Source organism: Mycobacterium sp. E3251 (assembly GCF_001666835.1).
Classification (GTDB): Bacteria; Actinomycetota; Actinomycetes; order Mycobacteriales; family Mycobacteriaceae; genus Mycobacterium.
The window spans coordinates 1-18531 of sequence record NZ_LZJF01000140.1; the positions used below are offsets into that span (position 1 = coordinate 1).

Genomic DNA, 18531 nt, shown 5'->3' on the forward strand with positions numbered 1-18531 from the left:
AGTTCGCCCAGATCGCGCAGCACAGTCTCGCCCAGATCGGCGTCAAGCTAAACCTCGTCGCCAGGGCCGGCAGCGGGTTCTTCACCAACTACATCAACGTCGGGGATTTCGACATCGCCCAATTCAGTTGGCTCGGCGATGCGTTCCCGCTGTCGGCGCTGACCCAGATCTACCTATCCGGCGGCGAGAGCAACTTCGGCAAGATCGGCAGCCCGCAAATCGACGCGGCGATCGAGCGGACCCTCGAAGAGCTCGACCCCGGCAAGGCGCAGGAGTTGGCCAACGATCTCGACAAACTCATTTGGGCCGAGGGGTTCAGCCTGCCGCTGACGCAATCGCCGGGCGACGTCGCGGTGCGCAGCACTCTGGCCAATTTCGGTGCCGCCGGGCTCGGCGACCTGCGCTACACCGCCATCGGGTTCATGCGCCGCTGACCCGCCGCAGCGGCGCCGGGATCGGCAGGAGGCCCTCCACCGCGGCCGCCACCCCGATCGCCTTCCACAGCAGGCGCAGCTCGGGGCGCGGCGGAAGCGCGTCGAGCGCCTGGGCTTTCGCGGCGAGCCCGTCGAATTCGCCGCGCGACACCGCCTGGGCGATCGCGATCGCGGCGGGCTCGCGGAAGTCCAGCGCGCTGTGCGCCATGGTGGGCAGCTTCAACAGCACCGCGTGAGGCAGCAGTGCGGCGACGCGCTCGGCGACCGCCGGCGGCGTGATGAGGTCGCGGCCCCCGGAAACCACCGCGGTGGGCCACCCGAAGTGGGGCATCTCGGCCACCAGGTCATAGGGCTCGTCCTCGAAAGTCGCCGTCTGCGTGCGCGCCTCGCGTTCCGCCACGGCCGGGTCCAGCGGAAGCCCGTCGGGTTCGGCGGCGTAGTTGAGTTCGCGGAACGCGATGCGGCTCACCAGGTCTTCCTCGTAGCGATACGGCAGGTTGCTCAGGGTGGTGAACCGGGACATGACCCACCACAACAGCTTTCGGCCATTCAGCAGCAGGTCGAGTTCACGCTCGAGCAGGTCGGCGCCGCCATAGCCGTAGATCGTCGCCACGACTTGGGTATTCGCCGCGGTCATCACTCCGGCGTCGACGAGTTTGCGCATCTTGGGCGCCAGCGCCGCGGTTTCAGGGCTATCGCCCCTGAGCAGCAGCCGACGGATCGCGCGGCGCACGATCACGATGTCATGCCGCGACAGCAGCGGAGAGTCGAGGATCATCGCCCGCACCCGGCCGGGATGGCGCACACCGAACCCGGAGGCGATGTAGGTGCCATACGACGCGCCGTAGATGACGGCCGATTCGACGTGGGCGTCGTCGAGCACGGCGGCGATGTCGTCGACGACCTGGTTCACGGTGATCGCTTCGGGGGGCAGGTCCGCGCCCAAATCGTCGTGGCGCGACATACCCACCCCGCGGTGTTCGATCATGATGACGTCCAGGCCGGCCGCGGCCGCGCGGCGCCGCAGGCCCTTGTACATCTGCACCGACGCCACACCGGGACCGCCCGGAATGATGACCAGCGGGTGCGCCGACTTCCGGCCGGTGCGCACGTAGTACAGATCGAACTCTTCGCTGGTCTCCGGCGAGATCGGCCGACGCACGGGTCGCACACCCGGTAACGCCGCGAGCTTCTCCTGAACCCGGCGCCGTTTGGCATTCATCGTCATCGGTGTCGGCCCGCCATGGTCCCATTCTGCCGGGACGGCCGGCGGGCACCGTCGCAGCGGTCCACAGCCGGCGTTCGAGGCAGCTCAGCGGGTTGGCGCTAGGCGCTGAGATCGATGCGGTGCGCGCCCTTGACGCCGTCATACCGGTCGGGACTGCAGGTGAGCACGATCACCTGACCGTGCGTGCCCACCGTGTCGAAGACCTCGCCCATCTTCGCCAGCCGGTCGGGATCGGTGAACCCCAGCGCGTCGTCGACCACCACCGGAACGGCGTCTTCCTTGGCGACCAGGGCGGCGCCGGCCAGTCGCGCCAGGATGCCGAGCTGCTCCTTGGCACCGCCCGAGAGGGATTCGTAGGGCACCGTGACGCCGTCGAGCGTGCGGCTACGGATGCACAGGTCGCTGTCGATGTCGACCTCGAACGTGGGCCCGAACACCGGCCGGCCGAGCCGCTCCAGTTCCGCCCGGTAGGGCTCGACGTACCGCTGCCGAGTGGTGTCGCGGTGGCGTGTCATGACCGATCGCAACAGCCGCGCCGCACGGGCCCGGCCGCCGACCCGGATGTGCTCGCTGGCGGCGTGTTCCCGTTCGGTTTCCGCGGCGTCGAGCTTGCCCTGGCGCCCCTCGCTACCGAACACCGAGAGTTCGATGGTGATCTCGCGCAATGCGCGCGCCGCCTCTTCGTAGCGTTCGCGCAGTTCCTCGGCTTCCTTTGTAGCAGAGGCTAATTCGCTGTGCACCGCATCCGGATTCGCCGCCGCGAGCCCGGCGGCGAGCTCGGCGTGTCGATGTTCGGCGGCCCGCGCCGCTTGCAGCGCCGCGTCCGCCGAGGCCGCGAGTTCGTCATCGCCGGCCGACGCCCGCTCCCGGGCCAGCCTGTCGGTGGCGGCGTCGAGCTCGCCGCGTTGCGTCTCCAAGTTGTTGCGGAGAACCGTTGCGCGGGTCGCCAACTCGGTGAGCCGAGCGGATTCGGCGGTGGCGGTCCGACGGTGGTCGTCGCACTCCGCCATCGCGACCAGGTGAGCCTTCTCGAGTGCATCGAGTTCGTCCCGGGCCGCGCCGATGTCCGCCGGGGGGAGGCCGGCCTGGGCCGGCTGCCCGGCGCGCAGCCCTGCGAGTCGCGTGCGTAGCTGGTCGATCTCCTGGTCACCGCACAGGCCGGCCAGCGTTGCGCTCAGCTGGTCGCGGCTGCCCTGCAGTTCGCGGCGATGCTGATCGGCGGATCGAGCGGTGGCGAGGTCGGCCACTCGGGCAGCGGATAATGCGGCGGCCAATTCTTCTTGTGCGGCAGTGTGTTTCGCTTGGACATCGAGCGCTGTCGCGCCCGGACTGATCCGCGCGGTCAGCACGCCGGGGACCTGGACCGAGGTGGGTCCGGTGGTCGTGATGGACCAGGTTTGACCCGCGGCCAAAGACACTCGTTGCTCACCGATGGTGAGCTCGATGTCCGCGGCGGCGGCGAACTCGACCGCGGCGGACGTCGACGCCAACTGGTCGCCGATGCGATCGGTTGCGGCGGCGGCGTTCTCGATTCGCCGCAGCAACTGCTCGGTGATGGCGATCTCGCTGAGTGCCGCACACACTTGATCGCGGTCCCGCAGGATGGCCTCGATCTTGGCCACTCGGGCGCTCAACCGGTCGGCTTCTTCGCGGTCGGCTTGCTGAGCGACGGCGCGCCGGGCGGATTCGACGCGGGACTGCAGGTCGGCAAGCGCCGCGGCGGCCTTCTCGGCCGCGGCGTCGGCGGCCTCGGCCCCGGCGCGCGCCGCGTCGCACGCGTCGGCGGCGGCCTGCGCTTCGGCTTCGGCGGTAGCGACAACGGTTGTGCGGGTGCTGATTTCGGCGAGGAGTTGCAGCCGTGAGTGGTGGGCGGTTGTCGCGGCGGCGCTCGTCGCCGCCGCTGCGGCCGCGATCAACTCGGCCTCGCGCGCCTGACTGGTCAGTTCGTCGATCTTTTCCGCGGCCTCTTGCGCCGCGGCGAGCCGGGGGCGGGCGGCGATGCGCTGCTGCGACAACTCCGCGACGCGTTCGGTGAGGACGGCATGGCGACACACCCGCTCGTCGACCTCGGCGACCGCCGCCGCGTACTCGGCGACCGCGGCTTCTGCGTCGGCCAGTCGCGTGATCGCGGCGGCCCATTCGCCCGTCGGACGCCCGGTGGCGGTGAAATAGCGTGCGTATTCGGCGTCGATCCGCTCGATGAGCAGTGGCTCGGTGCCCGACAGGGCCCCGGAGTCGCCTGCCGCGACATCGAGCGCGCGCGAGAGCGCGTCGCAGCCCGACAGATCCACCGCCGCGGTCGACGCGGACTGCAGCACCCGCTGGGCATGCCACAGGTCGCTGTCCACCGTCTCGGCCAGCATCGCGCGGACGCGTTCGTGCGCCTCGTCGCCGGTGAGCTGCTCGCGGTGCGGGGCCTGAATCGTCAGCTCGGTTTCACATTTCTTGTGGAACCGCTTCCGGTAGATGAATCGATAAGGGCCACAGCTCAATTCGGCGCTCACCTCGGAGCCGACATCACTGTTGGTGGGTTTGACCTGCTTGACTTCCTTTTTCGTCGAGCGGTCCCTGGACTCCAGCAGTAGGTCCAGGGCCTCGACCATCGACGACTTGCCGATCTCGTTGGCGCCACACACCACGACGACGCCATGGTCGGGGAACTCGATCTCCCGATGCGTGATACCGCGGTAATTCGTCAGGGTCAGGCGGTGCAACTTCACGCGGCGCCCCGATCGGTGAGGCGCAGTAACAGCGCCAGCGCGGCCTGCGCGTCGACGGCGGTGTCGCAGTCACCCTCGCGCGCGGTAGCCACCAGCTCGTCCACCGCCGCGGCGGCGAATCCCCCGATACCGAGGTCGCTGAATTCGCCGTCGGCCGGGATGACCGCCAGGTCGGTGCGGCGTTCCCACAGGCCGAGCCAGGCGTACAACCGCGCGTACTTGTCCAGGCAGGCATCCAGCGCCGCGCGGTCGGTGACCGTCAGCGATCCGGTGAGCGCCAACCGCACCACGGTGCGGTCCTTTTCGGCCATCAAGTCCAAGTTGACGTCGAGGTCGGCGATGTCGCGGCGAGTGTCGACCTGTCGGTGCATGGTGACGAACCGCCAGCGGCCGACATGCCGCGAGTCCACCGTGACGGCGCGGCGCGGATCGGCTTCGTCGATCTCGACGATGAGGACATGCCCCGGGTCGGATTCCACATCGTCGAAGTTGGTGACCTCGGGCGCACCGGAGTACCAAACCCGGCCGCTGTTGCCGACGTGCGTGCGGGAATGCTTGTCGCCCAGTGCCACATAGTGCACCGTGCCGTTCGCCAGGGCATCGTCGAGCGCGGCGAGCCGGATCAGGGAAGGCTTGTCGCGATCGGGGTCCAGCACGTCGACCCCGCCGTGGGCGACCAGGATTCGGGTGACCGGTTCCGGCGTCAGGTCGTCAAGGACTTCCGCGACCAGGTCGGTGGTCGGGGCCTTGGATCGCCAAGGCGCGGCCACGATCTCGAGCCCGGGCCTGACCTGGTGCACGCCGGCCCGGTCGAGCACAACCACGTTGTCGGGGCGTTCGGCGGTGAAGAGTGCGCTGGTGTAGACCGAGGACGCGTCCAGCGGGTCGTGGTTGCCCGGCAGCAGGTAGACGGGAATCCCGATCGCGCGCATGGCTTCCAGGGACTGCCCGACAACCCGCGGGGGAAGCTGGTTGTGTTCGAAGACATCACCGCTCACCACGACGAACTCGGCACCCACCTCCGCCGCCAGCGCCCCCAAACCGGCCACCGCATCCCGCCGGGCCGCGGAGTATCGCGGCTGGGCGTCGCCGGCGAGGAAGTGCCGGGTCATGCCGAGCTGCCAGTCCGCGGTGTGCAGGAATCGCATGGCGGTGGCCCCCTTTCGAACTGCGTGGTTACCAGGGCATTGCGAGCTTAAGTCCGCGCACCGACAAGACGCGGGACCTCGCCCGGCAGGTCTCCGAGCGGGTGCTTTGCGATTCTTTGGGCGCCGCGATTGCGAGTTTCGCGAGCACGGGCGAAAGGTCTAGCGCGAGTGTGCGTCTGTGGCGGTTTCAGGGGCCCCGCACCAACAACTTCCACCACCGGAGAAAAGCTTTTGCCTGACGGCGACGATGACGACGACGCGGCATAGGGGTTAGCGTGGCTTCCGTGAAAGACCAGCGCACGTTGCTGTTGATGCGCCACGCGAAATCCGACTACCCACCGGGGGTCGCGGACCACGACCGGCCGCTGGCGCCCCGCGGGATCCGAGAAGCCGGACTCGCCGGTGATTGGCTGCGCGCCAACGTGCCGGCGATCGACGCCGTGCTGTGCTCCACCGCGACACGTACCCGACAGACGTTGGCCAACACGCGCATCGGTGCCCCGGTGCGGTACAGCGAGCGGCTCTACGGCGCCACGCCCGGGACCATGATCGAGGAGATCAACACGGTCGGCGAGGAAGTCGAAACTCTGCTCGTCGTCGGTCACGAACCGACGATGTCCGCGGTGGCCCTCGGCCTGGCTGGCAGTGGCACCGATACCGCTGCGGCCGAACGAATTTCGGTCAAGTTCCCGACGTCCGCGATCGCCGTGCTCACGGTCACGTCCGGATGGGGAGACCTCGAACTCGGTAACGCGCAGTTGACCGGGTTCGAGGTGCCGCGCTGAGCTACGAGTTCGTGGCCAGCGTGAGTTCCATCAGCTTGAGGGCCTGACCGCAGGCGTCGATGCCGGGCGCCTGGGGGTTGACCCACCAGCCGACCACTCCGGCCGCGTCGCTGGCCACTCCGCACGCGCCGTTCGGGTCATCCGGGCGCATCACGATCGAATCGATTCCCGCGATGTTGCGCGTCTCGACCTTGTACTTCAGGAAGTCGGCGACCTTGCGCTCGTTGCTCAGGCTGCCCTGCTCGAACCAGAACCGGGTGATGTCGATCAGCCCGGCCGGGTTGGCGGCCTGCCACCGGCAGATCGCGCCGACGAACGTGCTCTGGATGTCGAGGGGGTCGGCACCCACGGTCTTGGCCAGGATGTCGCTGGTCAGCACCTCACACTCCTTGAGCAGGTTTGGATACTGCTGCTGGGAGTTGTTGTTGCGGGTGGGGCCGCCCGCCTTCACGGCGTTGCCGGCGATGGACCTCGAACATCCGGTCAATACCAGTAAGGCCGCGATCAAGACGGCTACCACGGCGCGGACGCTTCTTCTGGTCATTTGGAGTTCGCAATCGACTGACGCGCCAATTCTTTGGCTATGTCGCACGGCGGGGGGAACGGCTTTTGGCTGAAGCTGATCGACCACTCGATGAAGTCGTCCTGAAATTGGATGCCCACCTCGCAGAGCGAGTCGCCCAGGTTCGGCTCGTTTCCAATCGCGATGAAGCCGCCGTGTCCGTTGATGTTGATGTCATCGACGCTGGCGCGCGACAGCTCCTCGGTCTTGCGCTCACGTCCGATCGGGCTGCCGCGATACCAGGAGAAGGAGAAGTGCGGACCGAGGATGCCGCCACCCGCCAGCCATTGGCAGCCGACGGAGTTTCGTGCGGTGTTGATCAGCCCGGTTACCTTGGTCAGCTCGGCCACCGTCTGATCGCTGATGCCGCCGCACTGGGGAAACATCGGCCCGTGGTGGCCCTCCGAATTCCCCGGCGCTGTCGACGACGTCGCGCCCGGTTTGTTGCCCCCCGAATCGGAGCACGCCGCAACCGCGGGGACCAGGATCGCCAAGGCTAACGCCGCACCGGCCAGCGCCCTCGAGTTACGCCGCACCGCTACCCTGCTTCTGCTCAGCCTGCTGCCGGTCCACACGATGCACTGTAGCGGCAGCTCAGCGGGTCAACCACCGACGCGCCTGAGCAGGCGTTTCAGGCGCCCCCACGCGGGTTGGGCCATCCGGTGGCTGCTGGCCACCGCGGGACGCGCCGTATGCGACCCTTACGAAATGCTCCTGGCACTGCTGCGCCAGTACATCCAGCCGTACCGGCGGCTGGTCGCAGTGCTGATGGCGCTCCAGCTGACCAGCACGCTGGCTTCGCTCTACCTGCCGACGGTCAACGCCGCGATCATCGACGAGGGCGTCGCCAAGGGCGACACGGCCACCATCGTCCGGCTCGGCATGGTGATGCTCTCGGTCACCGGGTTGCAGGCGTTGTGCGCGGTCGCGGCGGTCTACTTCGGCTCGCGAACCGGGATGGGTTTCGGTCGCGACCTGCGTGCCGCAATGTTCGACCACATCACCACCTTCTCCGAGCACGAGACCGCCCGCTTCGGCGCACCCACGCTCCTGACACGCAGCACCAACGACGTCCGCCAGATCCAGTACCTGGTTCAGATATCGAGCACGGTGCTGGTCACCGCGCCCATCATGTGCATCGGCGGAATCTTGATGGCCATCCACCAGGAGGCGGCGCTGACCTGGCTGCTGCTGGTGAGCGTTCCCATCATGGCCGTGGCCAATTACTGGGTGATGTCGCACATGCTGCCCCTGTTCCGCAGGATGCAAGGCCTGATCGACGGCATCAATCGGGTGATGCGCGACCAGCTTTCCGGTGTCCGGGTCGTCCGCGCCTTCGCCCGCGAAGGCTACGAGCGCGACCGATTCGCCCGCGCCAACGCCGCCCTGTCGAACACGGCGCTGGCCGCCGGCAACTGGCAGGCGGTGATGCTGCCGGTGACCACGCTGACCGTCAACGTGTCCAGCGTCGCATTGATCTGGTTCGGTGGACTGCGCATCGATCGCGGCCAAATGCAGGTCGGCTCGCTGACCGCCTTTTTGGCCTACTTCACCCAGATCCTCATGGCGGTGTTGATGGCGACCATGACACTGGTGGTGCTCCCGCGAGCGTCCGTGTGCGCCGAACGAATCACCGAGGTGCTCGCCACCCGGTCCGCGGTCACCGACCCGCCGCGGCCGGTGTTCCCGGCCGGCGGGATCACCGGGGTGGTGCGCGTGGCGGGTGCGAGATTCACCTACCCGGGCGCCGACAGCCCGGTGCTGCAGGACATTTCGTTGACGGCATTGCCCGGCACCACCACGGCCATCGTCGGCAGCACCGGTTCGGGAAAGTCGACGCTGGTGTCGTTGATCTGCCGGCTCTACGACGTGACCGGCGGCGCCGTCCTGATCGACGACGTCGATGTCCGCGATTACCACACAGAGCGGCTCTGGTCCGCGATCGGGCTGGTTCCCCAGCGCGGCTATCTGTTCTCCGGGACCGTGGCCGACAACCTGCGCTATGGCAAGGCGGACGCGACTGACGACGAGATGTGGGAAGCGTTGCGGGTGGCCGACGCCGATGGATTCGTCCGCGCACACGATGACGGGCTGCGAATGCGGGTCGCCCAGGGCGGAATCAACTTCTCCGGCGGTCAGCGGCAGCGACTGGCGATCGCGCGCGCGGTCATCCGCCGCCCCACCATCTACCTCTTCGACGACTCGTTCGGGGCTCTCGACGTGCACACCGACGCGCGCGTGCGGACGTCGCTCAAGCAGGTAGCGGGCGAGGCCACCGTCATCGTTGTCACCCAACGGGTTTCGACCGCCGCCCAGGCCGACCAGGTGATCGTCGTCGACGGCGGGAAGCTGGTGGGCACCGGCACGCACGAATCGCTGGTCACCGACTGCGCCACCTACGCGGAGTTCGCCGACTCGCAGTCGGTGAGCGCATTGCGCTCAGGCCAGGCCGGGGGCGCCCCATGACCGTCACGGCCACCCGAGGGGTGACCCCGGCCCCGGCCGGGCGGTCACGCGACTTCTGGGGTTCGGCCGCCCGGCTGGTGAAACGGCTTGCGCCGCAACGCCGGCTGAGCGCCGCGGTGATCACGCTGGGCGTCACGGGGACGGTGATCGGGGTCGTCGTCCCCCGAATCCTCGGGCACGCCACGGATCTGCTGTTCAACGGCATGCTCGGCCGACAGCTCCCCGCGGGCATCACCAAGGCGCAGGCCGTCGCCGCGGCCCGGGCCCGGGGCGAGGGCACCTTCGCAGACCTGCTGTCGGGGATGAATGTGGTGCCGGGCAAAGGAGTGGACTTCGGCGCGGTGGTGCGGACCCTGGTCCTGGCGCTGGGCCTGTATCTCATTTCGGCGCTGCTGATTTGGGCGCAAGCGCGGCTGCTCAACGTCACCGTGCAACGCACCATGGTCGCGCTGCGTTCCGATGTCGAGGACAAGATCCACCGGCTGCCGCTGTCGTACTTCGATGGGCGCCAGCGCGGCGAGCTGCTGAGCCGGGTCACCAACGATATCGACAACGTGCAGTCGTCGCTGTCGATGACCATCAGCCAGCTGGTGACGTCGATCCTGACCGTGGTGGCGGTACTGGCGATGATGGTGTCGATCTCGCCGCTGTTGGCGCTGATCGCGGTGGTGACGGTGCCGTTGTCGTTGATGGCGACGCGCGCGATAGCGCGGCGCGCGCAGCGCCTGTTCGTGGCGCAGTGGACCAGCATCGGTCGCCTCAACGCCCACATCGAGGAGACCTACAGCGGCTTCACGGTGGTCAAGACGTTCGGCCACCAGGCCGCGGCGCGCCAGCATTTCCGCGACTGCAACGACGACGTCTACCACGCCAGCTTCGGCGCTCAATTCTTCTCCGGCCTGGTGGCCCCGGCGACGGCGTTCATCGGCAACCTCGGCTACGTGGCCGTCGCCGTGCTAGGCGGCCTGCAGGTGGCCACCGGCCACATCACTCTCGGTGGTATCCAGGCGTTCATCCAGTACGTCCGGCAGTTCAACGCCCCGATCAGCCAGGTGGCCGGGATGTACAACACCCTGCAGTCCGGGGTGGCCAGCGCTGAGCGGGTGTTCGATCTGCTTGACGAGCCCGAGGAACCGCCGGATCCGGCACCCACCCTGGCGCCGCCCAACGGCGACGCCGCGCGGCCGGCGGGACGCGTCGAGTTCCAGCACGTGAACTTCGGCTACCGCCCGGATATCCCGGTGATCCATGACCTGTCGATGGTGGCCGAGCCGGGTACCACCGTGGCGATCGTCGGACCCACCGGTGCTGGCAAGACCACGTTGGTGAACCTGCTCATGCGGTTCTATGACGTCGACTCCGGCCGGATCCTGGTCGACGGGATCGACATCACCACGGTGAACAGGCAGTCGCTGCGGTCCCGGATCGGCATGGTCTTGCAGGACACCTGGCTCTTCGACGGGACGATCGCCGAGAACATCGCATACGGGCGGCCCGACGCCAGTGCGGACGAGGTGGTGCAGGCCGCCAGGGCGGCTTACGTCGACCGGTTTGTGCACACCCTGCCGGCGGGCTACGAGACGCGGATCAGCGGCGGGGGCGGCAACATCAGCGCCGGCGAGAAGCAACTCATCACCATCGCGCGCGCATTTCTGGCCAGGCCACAGCTACTGATCCTGGACGAGGCGACCAGCTCGGTCGACACCCGCACCGAAGCGCTCATCGCCCGGGCCATGTCCGAGCTTCGCCGAGACCGGACGAGCTTCATTATCGCGCACCGGCTTTCGACGATCCGCGATGCCGACCGCATCGTGGTGGTCGAGGCGGGCCGCATCGTTGAACAAGGCAGTCACGCCGAGCTGTTGGCCCGTCAAGGCGCCTACTACGCGATGACACGGGCATAGCGCGAGATCCCACGGCACGGCTTGGCCGCAATCGCGTCGCGGGGAACGCATTTCACTGCCGGTGCCAAAAGTTAGTGTCATTGCGTCGGCCCAGTGAGGGTTGCAGCACAATGGCGAAGGTAGTGACCGGAAGGACCGATGGTGGACAAGCGTCTCGAACTCGGCCTGCTCGGACCGCTGGAGATGAGCGTCGATGGCACGCTGGTGCCCCTGGGCACCCCCAAGCAGCGGGCGGTGCTGGCTATGCTGCTGATGAACCGGAACAGTCCGGTGGGGGTGGACCGGCTCATCACGGCCCTGTGGGACGACAAGCCACCGTCGGGGGCGCGGGCCAGCATTCATTCCTACGTGTCCAACCTGCGTAAGCTGCTCAGCGGTGCCGGCATCGACCCGCGTGCGGCGTTGGCGGCGGCGCCTCCCGGATACCGGCTCAACATCGCCGAAAACGCTTGCGATCTGGGGCGGTTCATCGCCGAAAAGACGGCGGGCGTGCACGCCGCCGCCACCGGCAGATTCGAAGAGGCCAGCCGGCACTTGACCGCGGCATTGGCACAGTGGCGCGGGCCGGTGCTCGAGGACCTGCGCGAGTTCGGATTCGTCGACACCTTCGCCACTTCCCTTGTCGAGGAAAAGATTCTGGTCCATGGCGCAAAGGCGGAGGCCGAAATCGCCTGCGGGCGTGCGTTCGCCGTGATCACCGAGCTGGAATCGCTGACCGCGGAACATCCCTACCGCGAGCCGCTGTGGGCCCAGTTGATCACGGCCTACTACCTGACCGACCGACAATCCGACGCGTTGGCGGCCTACCGCCGCGTCAAGACCGCTCTCGCCGACGACCTGGGGATCGATCCGGGACCGACACTGCGGTCGCTCAACGAGCAGATCCTGCGCCAAGAACCGCTGGACGTGAAGCGAACCGCCAAGACCGCCGCCGTCGACACGGTCACGGTCCTCGAGCAGCACACGATGGTGTCCGGCCAGCAGGCCATCGCTTATCTGCACGAGGCCTCGGGACGCAGCTATCCGCTGCGAGCGGCGGCGACCCGGATCGGGCGGCTAAGCGACAACGACATCGTCCTCGACAGCCCCAAAGTCAGCCGCCACCATGCGGTCATCGTCGACACGGGCACCAGCTTCATCATCAACGACCTCCGCTCGTCCAACGGGGTGCATGTGCAGCACGAGCGGATCCGCTCCGCCGCCACGCTGCGCGACGGCGACCACGTCCGCATCTGCGACCACGAATTCACGTTTCAAATCGCCGCGGACGACGACAGCGCCCCGGGCTAAATCGGTTGATTGTCGTGCGTCGGGCTGGGCGGGGGCTTACGGTCATGGTTGCTGGGTCAGGGGGTTGCGGCTGACCCGTATGCCCGGCAATTGTTGGGTCTCGATGGTGTGGTGGCTGGGTGTGAAGGATCGGCGATGAGTGACGAGCAGGCCTCGCGGGCGGGGACGGAGTTTGGGCCTTATCACCTAAAGCGGCTGCTGGGCCGGGGTGGAATGGGGGAGGTCTACGAGGCCGAGCACACCGTCAAGGAGTGGACGGTGGCGGTCAAGCTGCTCTCGGAGACCTTCAGCAAGGACCCGGTGTTCCGGGAGCGGATGAAACGCGAAGCTCGCACCGCCGGTCGTTTGCAGGAGCCGCATGTGGTGCCCATCCACGACTACGGCGAAATCGATGGCCAGATGTTTTTGGAGATGCGCCTGATCGAGGGCACCGACTTAGACAGTGTGCTCAAACGCTTTGGCCCGCTGGCCCCGCCACGCGCGGTGGCCATCATCACCCAGATCGCCTCGGCGCTCGATGCCGCCCACGCCGCCGGGGTGATGCACCGCGACGTCAAACCGCAGAACATCCTGGTCACCCGCGACGACTTCGCCTATCTGGTCGACTTCGGCATCGCCAGCGCCACCACCGATGAGAAGCTCACCCAGTTGGGCACCGCGGTCGGCACCTGGAAATACATGGCGCCCGAACGGTTTTCCAACGCCGAAGTCACCTACCGCGCGGACATCTACGCCCTGGCGTGCGTGCTCTACGAATGCCTCACCGGCTCACCGCCATACACGTCCAGCAGCGCGGGCGCACTGGTAACCGCCCACACGATGAACCCCATCCCCCAGCCCACCGGGCTGCGCCCGGGCATCCCCAAGGGTTTCGACGCGGTCATCACCCGGGGGATGGCCAAGAAGCCCGAGGACCGCTACGCCAGCGCCGGCGACCTGGCCCTGGCCGCCCACGAAGCACTCAGCGACCCCGACCAAGACCACGCCGACACGATCTTGCGCCGCAGCCAAGAAGCCACCCTGCCGGGCACCGTCATGGCGCCTCCCCCGCCGCCGCACCCGGCGGCCAACACCCCGCCACCGGCGCCGGGCCAGAACTCACCGACGCCCCATTTGCCGCCCGGCTCGACTCCTGTTCCCGCGCAGGGCGCTCCGCCCTGGCGGCCCGACAGCGGGCCCATCCCGGCCGCCGCCCAGCCCCCGGTCACGCCCCCCTATTACCAAGCCGCCAACGCCAATTGGGGCAGCGCCCCACAACAGTTCGGCGGCCCGCCCGCCTGGAACCAGCCCCCACCGAGGCGACGCAACCCCTGGCCCATCGTCGCGGCCGTCGCCGCGCTGGTGATCGTCGTCGTCCTGGCCGCCGTGGGCATCGCAATTTTCATGGGAGGCGACGACGGCAACCCGCAGGCCAACCGCACGTCGACGACGACCACCACCACCAGGACCGTCCCCACCACGACAACCACCCGGCCCGCCAACCCGCAGAGCAAGCTGCTGGGCATGCTGCCTGCCGGGTATCCCAGTGGCAGCTGCACGCCCGCGACCCCGAAGTCCAACAGCATCTGGGTGAACGCGCTGGCCATGGTCGACTGCGACCAGAACACCAATCAGGGCGGCCCGTCCCGCGGGGTCTACGGCCTGTTCGCGAATGCGGACCTGCTCAAGAAGGCGTTCGACGACGACGTGGCCGCCGTGCAGCTGATGAATTGCCCCGGAGCCGGGGCATCGCCGGACGGCTGGCATCACGACAGCACGCCGTCGGTGACCGCGGGCATGATCGCGTGCGGCACCTATAAGAACCACCCCAACGTGATATGGACCAACGAGGCGAAGCTCATGCTCTGTGACGTCTACGGGGATCCCCCGGCCATCGAGGACCTGCACACCTGGTGGACCAATTACGGTGGCTGAGTGGATCCAAATTCGTTGCCGCACTGCGGCTTCGAATTACGACTGAAGGTCGGGGCCCTCGGCGCGCAGGTCGTCGACCGCCGACATGGCGCTACGCAACTTGGCCAACCATTCCTCGGCATGTTCGCCGACGAGCTTGACCGACCACGCGAGCGCGTCCGCGCGGGACCGGGCGACACCGGCGTCGACCAATGTGTCGAGCACCTGCCGTTCCGGCTGCTTCAAGCGCGTCATCACAGGTACTGCGATGTGAGTGAAGAGGATTCGCTCCGCGCCGGTGCTGGAGCCGACCTCGACGCCCCAGGAGACCTTGCGGCCGTAGCGATCCTGTGCCTCGTCGGCGATGCGCATTCGCTCCGAACGGGTTTCCTCGCGGAACCGCGATGCACGTCCTTCCGCGCGGGCCTCGGTCTCTTTCTCCGAGCCCTGCGGTTCCGGCAGTCTTCCGATGACCGTGATTTCTTCGCGGTCGACGATGACCGTCGGGTCGCCGTCGAACCAGCTTTCGGGCAGGCGCCCGGCGAACCATTCGGCGGCGTCGCTCGCGTCGGGTTGCTGAGCCTGCTGCCAGCCGCCGGGGCGGCCGTAGCGCCGGCCGTGCGTGTGGTGAGATTTCATAATTACATGATTACACCGTTACACCCGTAATGGAATGGCGTTCACCGCCGGCGAACGCGGCGCGGCGGCGGGCCGCGCGCGAATGGGCGTCAAGTGCGGAGAACCCGTTGATATGGGCTGTTCAAAGTTGTATTTTTGGTAGCGAAGCAGGCCCGGAAACGACCAATTCCCAAGCGCCGGATGTCAGGGTAGAAAACCGGCCGCGTAGGACCCGCGCATGACGGAGCCCAACGCCCCCTAGAGTCGTCCGGGCCTGCCCATGTCCGCAGGTCTCCCAGTCAGTCGCCGCCGCCAGACCCGTCTCCGCGGCGGATCCGGAAGAGCTTGACCTCGTTCTTGATGCCCTTGAGGCGGCGGGCGCCGGCGAACGACCCGTCGAATATTCCGGTCTCGCCGATCGCCTCCCAGACCGAGTCAGCCGCCAGCACCGTGCCCGGGCGCGCCACACTGGTGACCCGGCTCGCGACGTTGACCGGGCTGCCGAACCAGTCGCCGGCCCGGCTCACCGCCATGCCAGAGGCCACGCCCGCTCGCAGCCGCGGGAAGTCGGCGTCGGTGTCGATGGTGTCCACGAGCTTCACCACGACGTCGAGCATCGGCAGCGGGTCGGGGCAGACGAACATGACGGCGTCGCCGATCGTCTTGATGAACCGGACGGGCGGGACGGTGATGTCTCGGGCGAGGACCGCCAGCCGGTTGGCCAGGTGACCCAGCTCCTCCGCCGATACCGCTTCGCCGATCCGGGTGAAGCCGACGAGGTCGGCGAAGGCCACCGTGATCTGACGCGCTCCCGGCAGCGGCTGGCCGGCGGCGCGCTCGGCGGCGTTGACCGCCTCGGTCTCCATCATGTGGCGCAGCTGCATGAACATCATGTGCTGAAGCATCGGACCGAGTTCGGGCGCGATTTTGCTGACCAATGCCTTTGACGCCTTGGCGATTTCCAGCTCGGTGGCCCCGGGCCGCATGATCGCCGAGAGCGCGGTGTAGCGCATGACCTCGGCGGCGCGTGACAGGCCTTCGGTGAGCACCCGGACGACCAGCACCACTTGCTCGGGATCCAGGCCCAACTCGACGAAACGCTGGGCGTAGGCGGCGGCCTCACCGTCGGCGCGCATGTGGATGACGGCATCGGGGTCGTCGACTCTGGCGAGACCGATCGCGCGCTGCACCTGTTGCAACAGCCCAAGGTCGATGCCGTGCGCCTGGCTGATCTCTCGGGTCGACACATAGGTGCCGTCGTCTCCGATGAGGTGGCGGGTCGCCAGCAGCAGTGGCGGGTTGGTCGTCCTGATCTCCTCGGGGGTGATGCCCTGCTCGAGTAGCCACTCCACCAATTCCGCCCGTTCGGCGCGTGCGCTGCCCTCGAGTCCGTCGAGCAGGTCCTCGTCCACTTCGCCAACGTACAACGCGCGCCGATCGCGAGCTCGGCAAAGCCGGGCGAAGCGGGTCGGCGCTAGGGGACGCCGCCGATCGCGAGCTCGGCAAAGCCGGGCGAAGCGGGTCGGCGCTAGGGGACGCCGCCGATCGCGAGCCATGATGGGAAGCGATGAGTACGCCACTGCTGCGGGGGTTCCCGCCGATCGTCGATGAGCACGCGATTGTGCTGATCCTGGGGTCGTTTCCGAGTGCGCAATCGCTGGCGCTCGGTCAGTACTACGGCAATCCACGCAATGCGTTCTGGCCGATCATGGGCGAGCTGTTCGGGTTCGACGCGGCCGCGCCGTACGAAACACGGCTGGCCGCGCTGCAATCGGCGGGTGTGGCCCTCTGGGACGCGTTGCGCACATGCCGTCGCGCCGGCAGCGCGGATGCGGCAATCGAGCCGAAAAGCTTGGTGGTCAACGACTTCGGTGAACTGTTCGCGCGGTACCCGACGATCGCGCGGGTTTACTTCAACGGCGCCAAGGCCGCGGAGCTGTATCGCAGGCTCGCCGAGGTCGACGAGCGGGTCGAGTACCGGCGGCTGCCGTCGACGAGCCCGGCCCACGCCGTCCGGCCGGACGCCAAGCTGGCCGCGTGGCGCGAGATCTCAGCGGAGCTATGACACCGGCGGTTGCCGGTGTGCCCACGGCCTGGCGGATTCGATTTGCGCGGCCAGCGACAACAGCGTCGCTTCGTCGTACGGCCGGCCCACCAGCTGCACGGCGATCGGCAGGCCGTCACCGTCGAAGTCCCACGGCACGGCCGCGGCGGGCTGTCCGGTCAAGTTCCAGACCTGCTGGTAGGGCACCCGCTGCGCCACCGCCAGCAGCGTCCACACCGCACCGCGGCGCTGGTAGGCGCCGATGCGGGAGGGGCCCGTCGCGTTGCCGGGCGTGACGACGACATCGACGTCGTCGAAGATCGCCTGGATCCGGGCGGCTGCCGCCGGCTCCGCGTCGCGAAGGGCGGTCATCCGGCGATCCGAGAAAAACGAGCCGGCGCGCGCCAGGTTGCGGGTGCGCGCTTCGAGGCGTTCGGGGTGAGCCAGTGAATCGGCGTCGTCACTGATACCGCGCAGATAGCGCGGCAGGTAATTGGTCATGATGGCCGACGGCGGATAGTCGGGGTCGGCGGTGATCACGTCATGACCCAGGTCGCGCAGCAACGCGCCGGCCTGTTCGACCGCCGTGAGCTGTTGCTTGCCGATCCTGACGGGCAGCGGGGTTGGCGACTTGGTGCTCAAGGCAATTCGCAGCTTGCCGGGGTGACGGGTCGCCGCGGCCGCGAACTCCCCCTCGGGTCCCGGAACGGTCGAGGTCGCATCGAGGAACAGCGCCGCGTCCAGCACCGACCGGGCGAGCGGGCCGTTGACACTCAACCCGTGCCACGCATCGTCGTGCGGCTCCAACGACACCCGATCCCGTTGAGGTTTGACACCGAACAGGCCGCACCAGATCGCCGGGATGCGAATCGACCCGCCACCGTCGGACCCCAGCGCCAGCGGAGCGAGCCCGGCGGCCACCGCGGCGGCACTACCGCCACTGCTGCCGCCCGGAGTGCGCCGGGGATTCCAGGGGTTGCGGGTCGCACCGAACGTCAACGATTCGGTGTAGGGGAACATCATCAGCTCGGGCACATTGGTTTTGCCGAGGATGACGGCGCCCGCGGCGCGTAACCGCCGCACCACCTCCGCGTCGGAGGTCGCGGCGGGGCGATGTCCGCCGCTGCCGTAGGTCGTCACCTCGCCGGCGACGTCGACATCGTCTTTGATCGCGATCGGCACCCCGAGGAGCGGGAGCCGCTCGCCGGCGTCGAGGCGGTCCTGCGCGACGGCGGCCTCGTAGCGCGCGCTGTCCGCGAGCACCACGCGATAGCAGCGCAACTGGCTGTCCAGCCGCGCGATCCGTTCCAGATAGATTTCGAGCAGCTCGGGCGCGGTCAGTTCGCCGTCGGCCAGCATTCTCACCTGAGCGGCCGCGCCGGCAAAGGCCACGTCGCGAGCGTCCACTGCGGCAGCGTATCCCCCGCACCGGACCGGCC

At 68.1% G+C, this 18531-nt stretch carries 14 protein-coding genes and 1 pseudogene; 7 read left to right on the forward strand and 8 right to left on the reverse strand.

The window, feature by feature from the left end; genetic code table 11:
* Positions 1-434: pseudogene (locus tag A5697_RS16595) on the forward strand (ABC transporter family substrate-binding protein); the annotation flags it as partial.
* On the opposite strand, the gene A5697_RS16600 reads toward A5697_RS16595, so the two are convergent.
* The 3 genes from A5697_RS16600 to A5697_RS16610 all read right to left on the reverse strand — a co-directional run bounded on the left by A5697_RS16600 (position 421) and on the right by A5697_RS16610 (position 5530).
* Positions 421-1662, reverse strand: a complete 1242-nt coding sequence (locus A5697_RS16600; RefSeq protein ID WP_068011419.1) for an alpha/beta hydrolase — start codon at positions 1660-1662, stop codon at positions 421-423. The pseudogene A5697_RS16595 and the gene A5697_RS16600 overlap by 14 nt on opposite strands.
* 98 nt (positions 1663-1760) lie before the next feature.
* Positions 1761-4382 carry an ATP-binding protein gene (locus tag A5697_RS16605; protein ID WP_068011420.1) on the reverse strand — a complete coding sequence of 874 codons (2622 nt, stop codon included), beginning with the start codon at positions 4380-4382 and terminating at the stop codon, positions 1761-1763.
* A complete protein-coding gene (locus A5697_RS16610) occupies positions 4379-5530 on the reverse strand; it encodes an exonuclease SbcCD subunit D (protein ID WP_068011421.1) in 1152 nt (383 codons plus the stop codon). The genes A5697_RS16605 and A5697_RS16610 overlap by 4 nt, the downstream gene beginning before the upstream one ends.
* Positions 5531-5814: 284 nt before the next feature.
* Between A5697_RS16610 and A5697_RS16615 the strand changes: the two genes are divergently transcribed.
* Positions 5815-6315 (forward strand): histidine phosphatase family protein, encoded by a 501-nt coding sequence (locus A5697_RS16615; protein ID WP_156673334.1) that lies wholly within the window; start codon positions 5815-5817, stop codon positions 6313-6315.
* A gap of 1 nt (position 6316) precedes the next feature.
* On the opposite strand, the gene A5697_RS16620 is transcribed toward A5697_RS16615, so the two are convergent.
* Together A5697_RS16620 and A5697_RS16625 are read right to left on the reverse strand one after the other, a co-directional pair.
* Complete coding sequence (locus A5697_RS16620; RefSeq protein ID WP_068011422.1) at positions 6317-6859, reverse strand: DUF3558 domain-containing protein; 543 nt, start codon at positions 6857-6859, stop codon at positions 6317-6319.
* Complete coding sequence (locus A5697_RS16625; protein ID WP_066952984.1) at positions 6856-7413, reverse strand: DUF3558 domain-containing protein; 558 nt, start codon at positions 7411-7413, stop codon at positions 6856-6858. The genes A5697_RS16620 and A5697_RS16625 overlap by 4 nt, the downstream gene beginning before the upstream one ends.
* 172 nt (positions 7414-7585) lie before the next feature.
* Here A5697_RS16625 and A5697_RS16630 point away from each other — a divergent pair, with 172 nt between their 5' ends.
* From A5697_RS16630 to A5697_RS16645, 4 genes are all read left to right on the forward strand, one after another.
* Positions 7586-9343, forward strand: a complete 1758-nt coding sequence (locus A5697_RS16630; RefSeq protein ID WP_067949365.1) for an ABC transporter ATP-binding protein — start codon at positions 7586-7588, stop codon at positions 9341-9343.
* Positions 9340-11247, forward strand: a complete 1908-nt coding sequence (locus A5697_RS16635; protein ID WP_068011423.1) for an ABC transporter ATP-binding protein — start codon at positions 9340-9342, stop codon at positions 11245-11247. Before A5697_RS16630 ends, A5697_RS16635 begins: the two co-directional genes overlap by 4 nt.
* A 138-nt stretch (positions 11248-11385) precedes the next feature.
* Entirely contained in the window at positions 11386-12537 is a 1152-nt protein-coding gene (gene embR / locus A5697_RS16640) for an ATPase/transcriptional regulator EmbR (RefSeq protein WP_068011424.1), read from the forward strand.
* Between the two features lie 135 nt (positions 12538-12672).
* Complete coding sequence (locus tag A5697_RS16645) at positions 12673-14451, forward strand: serine/threonine-protein kinase (RefSeq protein WP_068011425.1); 1779 nt, start codon at positions 12673-12675, stop codon at positions 14449-14451.
* 36 nt (positions 14452-14487) lie between these two features.
* Here the strand turns inward: A5697_RS16645 and A5697_RS16650 are convergent, their stop codons facing one another.
* Positions 14488-15069 (reverse strand): hypothetical protein, encoded by a 582-nt coding sequence (locus A5697_RS16650; RefSeq protein WP_067949374.1) that lies wholly within the window; start codon positions 15067-15069, stop codon positions 14488-14490.
* 278 nt (positions 15070-15347) lie between these two features.
* Complete coding sequence (locus A5697_RS16655) at positions 15348-16475, reverse strand: adenylate/guanylate cyclase domain-containing protein (protein ID WP_068011426.1); 1128 nt, start codon at positions 16473-16475, stop codon at positions 15348-15350.
* Between the two features lie 140 nt (positions 16476-16615).
* Here A5697_RS16655 and A5697_RS16660 point away from each other — a divergent pair, with 140 nt between their 5' ends.
* Complete coding sequence (locus A5697_RS16660) at positions 16616-17113, forward strand: DNA-deoxyinosine glycosylase (protein ID WP_067949378.1); 498 nt, start codon at positions 16616-16618, stop codon at positions 17111-17113.
* Here the strand turns inward: A5697_RS16660 and A5697_RS16665 are convergent.
* Entirely contained in the window at positions 17108-18499 is a 1392-nt protein-coding gene (locus A5697_RS16665) for an amidase (RefSeq protein ID WP_082953439.1), read from the reverse strand. The genes A5697_RS16660 and A5697_RS16665 overlap by 6 nt on opposite strands.
* Positions 18500-18531 lie beyond the last annotated feature (32 nt).